7 protein-coding genes and 2 pseudogenes are annotated in these 9,878 nt (G+C 61.9%); 5 read left to right on the top strand and 4 right to left on the bottom strand.

What is annotated here, in order from left to right:
• Positions 1-194 precede the first annotated feature (194 nt).
• The 5 genes from PY257_RS00965 to PY257_RS00985 all read left to right on the top strand — a co-directional run bounded on the left by PY257_RS00965 (position 195) and on the right by PY257_RS00985 (position 4,720).
• On the top strand, positions 195-653 hold the full coding sequence (locus tag PY257_RS00965) for a hotdog family protein (RefSeq protein ID WP_275737855.1): 459 nt from the start codon (positions 195-197) through the stop codon (positions 651-653).
• Positions 654-693: 40 nt separating this feature from the next.
• Positions 694-1,662: a Bug family tripartite tricarboxylate transporter substrate binding protein gene (locus PY257_RS00970; protein WP_275737857.1), complete on the top strand. Its 969-nt coding sequence runs from the start codon at positions 694-696 to the stop codon at positions 1,660-1,662.
• A 20-nt stretch (positions 1,663-1,682) separates the two neighbouring features.
• Entirely contained in the window at positions 1,683-2,477 is a 795-nt protein-coding gene (locus tag PY257_RS00975; protein WP_275737858.1) for an enoyl-CoA hydratase/isomerase family protein, read from the top strand.
• Positions 2,474-3,292: an enoyl-CoA hydratase-related protein gene (locus PY257_RS00980; protein WP_275737860.1), complete on the top strand. Its 819-nt coding sequence runs from the start codon at positions 2,474-2,476 to the stop codon at positions 3,290-3,292. Before PY257_RS00975 ends, PY257_RS00980 begins: the two co-directional genes overlap by 4 nt.
• 96 nt (positions 3,293-3,388) lie before the next feature.
• Positions 3,389-4,720, top strand: a complete 1,332-nt coding sequence (locus tag PY257_RS00985) for an IS1380 family transposase (protein ID WP_275737862.1) — start codon at positions 3,389-3,391, stop codon at positions 4,718-4,720.
• A gap of 731 nt (positions 4,721-5,451) precedes the next feature.
• Here PY257_RS00985 and istB read toward each other — a convergent pair.
• From istB to PY257_RS01005, 4 genes and pseudogenes are all read right to left on the bottom strand, one after another.
• A pseudogene (gene istB / locus PY257_RS00990) lies at positions 5,452-6,189 on the bottom strand (IS21-like element helper ATPase IstB).
• A 40-nt stretch (positions 6,190-6,229) separates the two neighbouring features.
• Positions 6,230-7,775: pseudogene (istA, locus tag PY257_RS00995) on the bottom strand (IS21 family transposase).
• A 320-nt stretch (positions 7,776-8,095) separates the two neighbouring features.
• Positions 8,096-8,419, bottom strand: coding sequence for a helix-turn-helix domain-containing protein (locus PY257_RS01000; protein WP_265299538.1), 324 nt, complete (start codon positions 8,417-8,419; stop codon positions 8,096-8,098).
• Positions 8,416-8,787: a type II toxin-antitoxin system RelE/ParE family toxin gene (locus tag PY257_RS01005; RefSeq protein WP_275737866.1), complete on the bottom strand. Its 372-nt coding sequence runs from the start codon at positions 8,785-8,787 to the stop codon at positions 8,416-8,418. Before PY257_RS01005 ends, PY257_RS01000 begins: the two co-directional genes overlap by 4 nt.
• Positions 8,788-9,878: the final 1,091 nt, after the last annotated feature.

The raw sequence follows: 9,878 nt of genomic DNA on the forward strand, positions 1-9,878 counted from the left end.
TCGTTGCTCTCAGACTACTTGCGTCAGGAACTCAGAAGTCCATCGCTCTCCATGGCTTTTGCGTAAGTCCTATTAACATAAGGTCGCCAGACCTTACTCATGACGAGATGCTCAGCTACGCGGTCAAGGCGTGCCCTCGGCTCCGCCCCACCCTGTTTCCCCCCGCACGATTGGATGAAATGCAGCAAGCCATAATGAAAGACGAGAACGACCTCCAGATCATGGGCGTTGGTCTGCATTGGAATGACGTCGAGGTCGGCGACCGTTTCCGTACCCTGGGGCGAACCATCAGCGATGCCGACATCACGATGTTTATCGGTGCCGTTGGCATGGTGGAGGAGATGTCTGCCAACGTCGAATACATCAAGGAAGTCTCGGTCATCGGTTCGCGTCCAGCGCCCGGCTCGCTGATCTTCTGCATCGCCGAAGACCTACTGATGCAAAGCACGATGCAGCGCACCGGCATGGCTTTTCTAGAAGCTAGAAGCCGACGTCAAGGCCCACAAGCCGACCACGACCGGCGACACGATCCATGTCGAGTGCGAGGTCGTGGAGGCACGCGGTACGAGCAAGGGCGACAAGGTCGTCAACCAGCGCGGGGAGGTAGTTCTCACCACCCACTGCGGATGGTGAAGACCCGGCCCGCCGCATGAGCGAGCGTCACTTCAATCACGAGTTCCAATTGACAGAGCAATGAAAACCAACACACTCACGGCGATCACGCTTGCGTTCGCTACATTCGTTGGCATCACCGACGATGCCTCGGCGCAAGCCTACCCCGCCCGGTCGATCAAGATCGTGCTGCCCTTTGCGGCCGGCAGTCCCACCGATGCGATGCTGCGCGTCATCGTTGCGCCGCTGGCCAAACGCCTGGGGCAGAACGTGATCGTCGACAACAAGCCGGGCACCACCGACTTAATCGGAACCGAGTTCGCGTCCAAGGCAACCCCGGACGGCTACACGCTCCTGTTCGGAACAAACACCACGCAGGTAGCGAACCGGTACTTCTTCAAGAACCTGCCGTATGACGGCGAAAAGGATTTCGCACCGGTCGCGATCGTCGGCGGCGTTCCGCACGTGCTGGGGGTGAACCCCTCGCTGCAGGTAAACTCGGTGCCCGAACTTATCGTCTACGCACGCGCCAATCCGGCCAGGATCTCCTTCCCCTACGCCAACAGCACGACCCGCATCACCGGCAGCACGTTCCGGGTCATGACGCAAGCCAATCTCGTGGAAGTGCCCTACAAGGCATACGGTCAGGCAGTCACCGACCTCCTGGGCGGCCAGACCCAGATGATGTTTATCGACTTCACGACCGGTCTTTCTCACATCCGCGCCGGCAAACTGAAGGCGCTTGGGGTGACGCCGGATCGCTCGGCCAGGCTGCCCGGCGTTGTCGCTATAAAGGAAGTGCTGCCGGGCTTCGAGATCGTCAACTGGAACGGGCTGTTTGCCCCGATCGGAACGCCGAAGAAAATAATCGAGCGACTGAATCGCGAAATGGCGGCCGTGCTAGAGATGCCCGACGTCCAGAAGCAGATCGACGCCACCGGCTACGAACTGCTGCGCCAGATGACTCCGACGGAATTCGGCAAGTACATCGCCGCCGAGAGCGTCCACTGGGGCAAGCTCGCTAAGAGCGCCGGTATCGACCCCGAATGACAGAGCAAAAGGCACCTACCATGACCATTGAGGCCTCGGACGCACCGGTCCGCTACAGCATCGAAGATGGGATCGCGACGGTCTGCATTGACCGCCCGGCCCAACGCAACGCCCTCTCGCTCGCGGTGTGCGAGCGACTGCTCGAGATCTGGGACGACGTCGAATCGAATGAAGCAGTTCGCGTCGCGATCATCACCTCGTCCGACTGCGGCACCTTCTCGGCCGGCATGGACCTGAAGGAAGCCGCCAGGGTTCGTGAGGAAACCGGCAAGGACATGCTGGAGCTTCTGCGCGATCCTTTTCACCAGCGAATGCGCCGTGTGTCCAAGCCGATCATCGCGGCCATGACAGGCCACTTCACGGCGGGCGGCATGGTGCTTGCCACGAACAGCGACCTGCGCGTGGGTATGCAGGGCACGCGCGGCGGTATATCCGAGTCCAAGGTGGGTCGCGGCTCGCCCTGGGGAGTCCCGATGCTGTGGATGCTGCCGCAGCCCTTCCTGCTGGAACTGATGTTCACTGGGGAGATGCTGCCCATCGAGCGCTTCCACCAGTTCGGCTTCGTCAACTACGTTGAGCCGGACGCCGACGCGGTGCGCTCCCGCGCACTGGAGTTGGCCCGCACAATCGCCACCAACGCGCCGCTAACCATATGGGCGGCGAAGAAGAGCGTTGGGGCGGCCATGGATCTCGGTTGCGAGGAAGGCATGGAAGCAGCGAAGCGCTTCCACGAGCGGGTCTATTCTAGCGCCGATGCGATCGAGGGCCCACGGGCCTTCGCCGAGAAGCGGGCACCACGCTGGATCGGTGCATGACGGGCGCGGTTGGCGGCGGTTTCGTCCAGGCGAGCAGACAGGATGATGTCGTTACCCTCCTGCTCGATCATCCGGAAACCCTGAACCGCCTGACGACGGAAGCGCAGTTCCTCGAGCTCGCCGGGAAGATCCGCCAAGTAGCCGCAGACCGGACGTCTCGTGCCCTCGTGATCACGGGACGCGGGCACGCCTTCTGCGCCGGCGGCGACATCCGCAAGATGGCGGCGCGCGAAGGCTTCTCGGCCGGCACCGTCGCCGACATCCAGCAACGCTATCGCGAGTCGGTGCATCAAGTACCGCTGGCGCTGAGCGAGATCGACATCCCCACGATCGCGGCGGTCAACGGACCAGCGCACGGCGCCGGCTGCGACCTCGCCTGCTTCTGCGACATCCGCCTCGCAGCGCGCGAGGCGATCTTCGCCTTCAGCTTCGTTCAACTCGGGATCGTTCCGGGTGACGGTGGCGCCTGGATCCTGCCCCGCCTGGTCGGGCGTTCCAGGGCGATGGAGCTTGCCTTCACCGCCGACCCAGTGGATGCCCAACAGGCCCTGCGCATCGGCCTTGTGTCGGAAGTGGTGAACGCGCATGAACTGCTCGGGCGCGCCCAGGCGCTGGCGGCCCGCATCGCCCGGCATCCGGCTGCTGCCATGCGCATGACCAAGAGGCTGTTGCGAGAGGCCGAGCAATCCAGCCTAGCGAGTCACCTGGAACTGGTGGCCGCCTTTCAGGCGATCGCGCACGTGGCGCCAGAACATCTCACTGCAGTACAAGCCGTGCTGGCGCGCTTGCAGGACCGGGATCGGCAGGGTCCTTAGCCCGGATATTTCACCATACCCCACCCAAAAAAGAGGACGGCATTGCCCTTGTGTGCTCGACAATCGAGGCATCGAATCTGATCAAACGAGCGGGCAATGCCGAAGCCAAACTGTACCGAAGAAGTTGACGTTGGAACCATCGAGTTCGGCCGTCTTGGCCGACGCGTCGTGGAGGGCCGATTCGACGGCGGCAGCATGACCAGCGATGGCGGCGTGATGCTGCTCGGCCAGGTGGACCGCAAACTGGGCTTGATGGATGCGGCGGCACGCTGCATTGCCGATCCGCGCAGCCCGCTCTTGATCAAGCACGACGTGCGCGACATGCTGCGCCAGCGGGTCTATGGCCTGGCACTGGGCTGGGAAGACCTGAACGATCACGGCGCGCTGCGCCAGGACATGGCCTTGCAGACCGCAGTGGGCGTGGACCGCGAGGTCGCCAGCGCCCCCACGCTGTGCCGGCTGGAGAAATGGGCCGACCGCGCCACGGCCTGGCGGCTGCACGAGGTGCTGGTCGATCAGTTCATCGCCGGTTTTGACAACGCCCCCGAAGAGTTGGTGCTGGACTTCGACGCCACGGACAACCCGCTGCATGGCCAGCAAGAGGGCCGCTTCTTTCACGGCTACTACGACAGCTACTGCTATCTTCCTTTGTACGTGTTCTGCGGCCAGCAACTGCTGTGCGCCTACCTGCGGCCCAGCAACATCGATGCGGCTCAGCACGCCGCAGCCATCCTTCGGCTGCTGGTGCGCCGGCTGCGTGCGCAGTGGCCCGACGTGCGCATCGTGTTTCGTGGTGATTCGGGTTTTTGCCGCCAGCGCATCCTGAACTGGTGCGAGCGTGCAGGGGTGCACTTCATTGTGGGGCTTGCGCGCAATGCGCGGCTGCAGGCACAGGTGGAGTTTGCCGAACTCTCGATGAAGGAAGACTACGAGCGCACGGGCATCAAACAGCGCATGGTGGACGAGTTCAACTACGCCGCGCAGAGCTGGGCGCACGAGCGGCGCGTGATCACGCGGCTGGAGTACGGTGAGCAGGGCAACAACCCGCGCTTCATCGTGACCAACCTCGCCGGCGAGCCTCAAGCGCTGTACGACGACCTGTACTGCCAGCGCGGCGAGGCAGAGAACCGGATCAAGGAGGCACAGGTGGGCCTGTTCGCCACCCGCACGAGCTGCCACGTGCTGCGCTCCAACCAGTTGCGCATGCTGCTGGCCGCGCTGGGCTACGTACTGATCGAGCGGCTTCGTGCGCTGGCCCTGCAGGGCACCGAGCTGGCCACAGCGCAGGTCGATACCCTGCGCATCAAGCTGCTCAAGGTCGCGGCGGTCATCACGCGCAACACGCGGCGCATCCGGCTGTATCTGGCCTCCAACTGGCCCGGTGGACAGATCTTCGCGCACGCCATGAGCCAGTTGCGCTCACCCTGAAATCCAGTCCAGTGCCTGGCCCGCGCGTTGACACCCAAAAGGCCCGCAACCCAAGCCGGGGTAGGGGTAGCTGCGCCCAATCAGCGCCGATTGCAGCTCGATGTACGGGCAATGCCTTCAAATCGCACAGGTCAAGCAGCCCAAGCACCGAAATTGAGCTGCGATGGGTCATGCAGAGGGGTAGCGTGAAATATGCGGGCTAACCTGCAAACCCTGGCCAGCGAATTTGTTCGCTGCCGCGCAGGCAGCTCAGAAAAAAGCCACTGGTTTTTTCTTATCTGTTGAACCTAGAAACGGCAGTTGAACCAATCGAAAAACTGAAAAAACCCAATATCCATGCGGGTTTCCAAAGACTTCGCGTGACTGCAGAGCAGTTCCAAATGGGTGAGTCTGGAAAGCATGGAAACCCAATGCGTGACAGGCACTTGCTCGAATTTTGGGGATTCAACTGCCGGAAATAGGTTCACAGTGTCAAACTGCGCTGCACGACACACGCAACCCGTTGAGAGGAGCCGAGTTCTGCGCGTGCCAAGTCGGCGGCGTTCTCCACTATTTTTTCAGAACACAGAGCGGAGATGTGCGCATTCCACTGATGGCGGACACTGATTCCAGTCTCATCGCGGACAGTGTTCCACGCGATGGCGGACACCTTGCGCGGGTGTCCTGAGTGACCTGTAAATCGTAGCCGAACTGTCCGCCATCAGCGTGCAATGACAGATGGCGGCTCGGGTTCAGGCAGACTTGACCAGCTTTCTCATGGACTCCCCCTTGAGGGCCATCTTGTGCGAGCCATGCACGATGCGGTCCAGGATGGCGTCGGCCAGCGTGGGCTCGTCCAGCCAGGCGTGCCAGGCCGTTACCGGCAGTTGGCTGGTGATGAGCGTCGAGCGCGAACCCACCCGGTCGTCCAGCAGTTCCAGCAGGTCATTGCGCTCGTGTGCGGCAATCGGGGCAATGCCGAAGTCGTCCAGGATGAGCAAGTCCAGCCGGGCCAGTTGCGCCAGCCGCTTGCCAAAGCTGCCGTCGCCGTGGGCTACGTGCAGCTCCTCCAACAACCTTGGGGCGCGGCTGTAGAGCACCGAGAAGCCCAGGCGTGGCGCCTGCTACCCCAGCGCACAGGCCAGCCACGTCTTGCCGCAACCGGTGGCGCCGGTGAGCAGCACGTTGTGGCCATGGCGCAGCCAATCGCCTGTGGCCAGGCTGGCGATGACCTCTGGGCTCAGCCCCCGGCTGCCCCGCCAATCGATGTCCTCCAGACAAGCGCTGGAGACCTTCAATCGGGCGGCCTTGAGCAGACGCTCCAGGCGTTTGCCGTCGCGCCAGTCCACCTCGCGCTGCACCAGCAGCGCCAGGCGTTGTTCAAAGGGCAACTCACTGGCAGCGATATGGGTGGCGGCGTCGTTCAGTGCGGCCACCATGCCGTCCAGGCGCAGGGCGCGCAGTTGGTTGATGGTGTGTTCGTTGAGCATGGTTCTTCCTTGTTTTTTCAGCTTCGGTGTTTCTGCTTCCTCAGTGGTAATAACCCGGCCCGCGCACGTTCTCGTGCAGCGGCAGGCTCGCTTGCGCGGGGATGGGGGCATCCAGCGCTCGTTGGTCCAGGCCACAACTGAGGATGGAGGCGATGCTCTTGTAGGACGGCGAGCGAATCGACTGCGCCCGGGCACAGGCCGCCTCCAGGCGGTCAGCGCCGTACTCACGCCCCAGCCGCATCAGGCCCAGACAGGAGCGGTAGCCCTGCTCGGGATGCTGGCGGTGCTCCATCTGCCAACGCACCACGGCCGCGGTGGCCGCTCCCACCCGCTCGCCCCAGGCGATGAGCTTGGCCGGCGTCCACTGCAGGTGCGCCCGGTGCGAGGCCGGCATGTGCTCGGGCGCGGTGGTGTGGGCGCCTTTGCGTGGGTTGAGGGCATGGGCGGCCACCCGTTTGCTGCCGTGCAAGACTTCCAGCGAACTGGCCGTGATGCGCAACTCGACCGCTTCGCCCACCAGGGCGTGGGGTACCGAGTAGTAGTGGCCGTCGAACTCGACGTGGTAATCGATGTTGACGCGGGCGCGCTTGAAGCGGGCAATGGCCATGCGCGTGGCCGGCAGGGGGGCGCAAGAGCGGCGCATCGAGTTGGGCAAAGGCGCTGGCGCGGTTGCCGGGCAGCTTCTTGAAGGGGCGTTGGTTCAAATCCACCAGCAAGGCGGCAATGGCCCGGTTCAGGGCGGCCAGGCTGAAGAAAGTCTGCTGGCGCAGCCTCGCCAGAATCCAGCGCTCGACCACCTGCACGGCCACCTCCACCTTGGGCTTGTCACGTGGCTTGGCCGGGCGCGCGGGCATCACGGCCAGGCTGTAATGCGCCGAGAGCTCTTGGAGCAAGCGCTGTGAGGTGGGCTCATAGCGGTCGGGCCGGGCCATGAGGGCGCGCGGCTGGTCGGGAACCAGCAGACGGGGCACGCCGCCGATGAACTCCAGCGTGGCGATGATGCTGGCCACCCAGTCGGCTGCCTTCTGGCTGGCGGTGGCACAGGCGTAGGTGTAGTTGGACGCCCCCAGTACGGCCACAAATATCTGGGCCTGGCTTATCTCGCCAGTGCTGGCATCCACGATGGGCACCGTCTGGCCGGCGTAGTCCACGAAGAGCTTGTCGCCAGCCTCGTGGCTCTGGCGCATGGAGCGTTTCAAGCGGCGAGCCCAGGCGTTGTACTTCTCGCAGAAGGCGCTGTACTTGTAGGCCTGACCGCCGTGCTGTTGCTGGTATTCCTCCCATAGCAACTGCAGGGTCACGCCGGGGCGGCGCAGTTCGCGGTGGATGTGGGCGTGGTCGGGTTCGAGGTGACGGGACTGGCGCGCCACTGGCGGCTTGTAGAGCCGGGCCTGGAGCTCTTCGTCGCTCAAGGTCTGGGCCAGTGCCCAGTCCACGCCGGCCACGCGGGCGTAGCTGGCTATCTCGCTGACGGTGGATTTGGAGATGCCGAGAGCGGCACCGATTTGGCGGGTGCTCAAGGTCCCGCCGTGCAGCAGTTGCAGTGTGTGTCGTATTTTGCTCATGGTGACCCTGGGTGTGGGCATCGCTGACTCCGGTCAAAAAACCGGGCAGCGTATGCCGCGTTCGGGTCACTCAGAACACCGCTTCAGGTGTCCGCCATCAGTTTGGAATGCTGTCCGCCTTCAGCATGGAATCGTGTCCGCCATCGCGTGGAATACGCACCCAGGCAACTGGCCAGCAGCAAGCGCGGACCCAAGAAAAGCCGCACCCAAGCCGGCTATGTCGACGCTGCCACGGCCAGCTCCCATGTCTCTACGGCCCGCGTTATCGAGAAGTCTGAGCAAAGACGTTGAAAGGCATGATCCTCAAACCCGGATCGAACTGATGCGTTTCGCCCTGGTGTTCAGAGAACCGCTTCCAGCCCCTTACGCTCGATGATGTCCAGCAGTTTCTGCGACGGGCCGCTGGGGCGCTTGTCGCCCCCCTCCCATTTGCGGACGGTGGACGCGCTGGTGTTGAGCACCGATGCCAGCACGGCTTGGCTCAGGTGCAGGCGCTCGCGCAGCGCCTTGACCTTGATTGCGTCGTAGTCCTGCACCGGCTCCAGGCACAGCACGTCGTACTTCTGCATCTTGCGCTTGTCGATGAAACCCAAGCGATGCAGATCGTTGGCTGTCTCATGGACAGCTTCAAGGATGCGGCTCTTGGCTTTGGTCTTGGTAGTCATTGGCAGATCTCCTGCAACGTGCCGTCGGCGACGGCTTCATCCAACTGCTTTCCGGTACGGGCCAGCAGGTCGGTGGCGATGGTTTGCAAGCCTTCCAGTTCCTCGTCGCTGATGTTGGCCCGGTCGTTTTTCTCGAAGCCGAACACGAAGAACCAGCGGTTGCCCTTGTTCGTGGCGACCAACGTTCTCGCTCCGCCACGCTTGCCGCGCCCGGCCAGCCCGACGCGTTTCTTCACCACGCCACCGCCGAGGTCGGCGTCGATCAACCCGCCAGCCATCTCCTCGACGGCCTTGCATAGAGCGGCATCGGGCAGTTCCGTTTTGCGCATCCATCGCTGGAAGTGGCGGGTTTTGAAGACTCGCATCATTGACCCTGGAAACGGCAGTTGAATGAGGGACTTGCAGAATTATTTTTGCCGAAATTCGTCTAAATTTGCTTAAAATTTAAGCAAAATTTCTAAGATTTGATGAATTTTGACGAGAATTTTTAGAGGCCATTTTGGGCAAATTGATTTGGAGGCGATCTCGTGCGTTTTGAGGCGTTTTTCATATTCAGCGTAGGGGGAGGGGTCGCAGTCTATTTTGAGCGCACGTTGGCGCGTTTAAAAAATTCATCCGAATTCTGCAAGTCCCTCGAATCCCAAAAATTCGAGCAAGTGCCTGTCACGCATTGCGTTTCCATGCTTTCCAGACTCACCCATCTGGAACTGCTCTGCAGTCACTTGAAGTCTCTGGAAACCCGCATGGATATTGCGGTTTCTTCAGTTTTTCGGTTAGTTCAACTGCCGTTTCCAAGTTGACCAGATTGTGCCACCTAGTGGCATAGCTTGTCCATAGGCTGCAAGCTGGCGCGCTGCGCACTGACGGCCACGGGTTCCATGCAGGTTATGCATGGAGAAATCGACGATGACCCGAAGCTGCGCGCATTGCGGCCAACCCTTCCAGCCCCGCCTGTACTGACTGGCGGTGGGGTAGCTGGGGATTTTTTCGCTGATTTCGCCGAAGGGAACCAGCTACAAGTGCTTGTCACGGCACTAATTTCGCTGTTTTCGCCAATTTCGCCGTGTGCTTTCGTCGACTGCTCTACCATTTGAAGTCAGCAGGGTCGCCCAGCATGTGGTGCGATTGGCACCTACAAACTCGGAGGCAGACCAGATGCAGCAGTTGCAATGCTACGGCGATGACAGAAGCAAAGGGTTCTGCGTGCATTGCGGCGGGCCGAGCGAAACGGTCGATCACGTCCCATCGAAAGTTCTCTTGGACGAGCCGTATCCAGAGAATCTCATGGCGGCATCGGCGTGCCGGAAATGCAACAACGGCCTTTCACTCGACGGAGGGACTTGCAGAATTCCCCAAACCTGCCGAATTACCCGCGATCTGATGCAGAAAAAAAGGTGCGGGCACCGCCAAAAGGCAGGAAGATCAGGGCATTGAATCATGAACTTGATGCCCGCCCATG

The organism is Curvibacter soli (assembly GCF_029211125.1).
In the GTDB taxonomy this organism is placed as follows: domain Bacteria; phylum Pseudomonadota; class Gammaproteobacteria; order Burkholderiales; family Burkholderiaceae_C; genus Curvibacter_A; species Curvibacter_A soli.

Excerpts from the sequence above, each read along its gene's own strand:
- PY257_RS00965 (WP_275737855.1), top strand. The coding sequence starts at position 195 with ATGAAAGACGAGAACGACCTCCAGATCATGGGCGTTGGTCTGCATTGG.
- PY257_RS00970 (WP_275737857.1), top strand. The coding sequence starts at position 694 with ATGAAAACCAACACACTCACGGCGATCACGCTTGCGTTCGCTACATTC.
- PY257_RS00975 (WP_275737858.1), top strand. The coding sequence starts at position 1,683 with ATGACCATTGAGGCCTCGGACGCACCGGTCCGCTACAGCATCGAAGAT.
- PY257_RS00980 (WP_275737860.1), top strand. The coding sequence starts at position 2,474 with ATGACGGGCGCGGTTGGCGGCGGTTTCGTCCAGGCGAGCAGACAGGAT.
- PY257_RS00985 (WP_275737862.1), top strand. The coding sequence starts at position 3,389 with ATGCCGAAGCCAAACTGTACCGAAGAAGTTGACGTTGGAACCATCGAG.
- PY257_RS01000 (WP_265299538.1), bottom strand. The coding sequence starts at position 8,419 with ATGACTACCAAGACCAAAGCCAAGAGCCGCATCCTTGAAGCTGTCCAT.
- PY257_RS01005 (WP_275737866.1), bottom strand. The coding sequence starts at position 8,787 with ATGATGCGAGTCTTCAAAACCCGCCACTTCCAGCGATGGATGCGCAAA.